A 380-nucleotide genomic window follows, 5' to 3' on the forward strand; every position below is an offset into this window, starting at 1 on the left:
CCCGCCGCTTCGAGCGCAAGCGCTTCGATCTCATCGATCTGGACGAGTTTCCCCAAAGCGATGACGAGGCGCTGCACAGCGAGCAGGAGATGGAGCACGAGTGGCTGCGCCGCCATATCGCCAGATTGCCGGAGGAGTACCAGGAGCCCCTGCTGCTGCAAGTCATCGGTGGCTTCAGCGGCGAAGAGATAGCCCAGCAGCTGGGCCTGAACAAGAACACTGTGATGACCCGGCTGTTTCGGGCACGCAACCAGATCCGAGAGGCCATGGCGTCAACCGCACAACAGAGAGGACACGGGAATGGATGAGCTGGAGTTTCGCCGCCGGGCTGTCATCGATCCTCATGATACCCAGGACGCCTTCACCGACATGGCCAAGGC

Annotated in this window: 1 protein-coding gene; it reads left to right on the forward strand. The window is 61.6% G+C overall.

The window, feature by feature from the left end; translation table 11 throughout:
• Window positions 1–308, forward strand: a 308-nt coding sequence (locus BN1119_RS03535) for a sigma factor-like helix-turn-helix DNA-binding protein (protein ID WP_041994042.1), incomplete at its 5' end; no start/stop codon positions are given.
• Window positions 309–380 lie beyond the last annotated feature (72 nt).

This window comes from Aeromonas bivalvium, from assembly GCF_000819765.1.
In the GTDB taxonomy this organism is placed as follows: Bacteria; Pseudomonadota; Gammaproteobacteria; order Enterobacterales; family Aeromonadaceae; genus Aeromonas; species Aeromonas bivalvium.